Annotated in this window: 1 protein-coding gene; it reads right to left on the bottom strand. The window is 44.2% G+C overall.

Annotated features, from left to right (window positions below):
* Window positions 1–563 (bottom strand): transposase (locus ACYVL2_RS20090; protein WP_460546575.1); only part of this gene is annotated, 563 nt, incomplete at both ends.

The raw sequence follows: 563 nt of genomic DNA, 5'->3' as shown, positions 1-563 counted from the left end.
CATAGAACCACGATAGACTGCTTCTTACGTAATGGATTAACCTGACGATTTGTATAATATTCGTGCAGTTTTCTAAAAGCCTCATTATGTCGAATCATCGGCATCATAACTCTAAATAGGAGGGCACGCAGCTTTCTTCTGCCACGTTTGGAGATGCGCTTTTGCCCTTTGTGCTGTCCGGAAGAACTCTCTCGTAATGTTAACCCCGCGAGTTTGATTAGTTGGCGTGGGTCTTCATAGTATGAAAAGCTTCCGATTTCAGCTAATAAATCAACTATCGTTGTATCTCCTAGTCCTGGTACCGTTGATAGCCACTCGTACTCTACAGAAGTTTTTACAAGCTCAACTAAGTGTTGAGTAATCCTCTCGATATCTTGTTCCAGCTGATGGTAACGGCGAACGAGCGTGGCGATTTCAATACGGGCCATCTCACGTCCTTCTGTTACTCCAATGGAATAAGCAGCGACTTCAATGAGGCGCACTGCTTTTGGTCGTTGGGGAGATTTGAGCCCCTCAATCTTTCGATAAAGGGATAAAATCTCATCAGCTTGTTTCTGTTGGAG

The organism is Glycomyces halotolerans, assembly GCF_054779575.1.
This window is presented reverse-complemented; position numbering and strand designations above follow the sequence as displayed.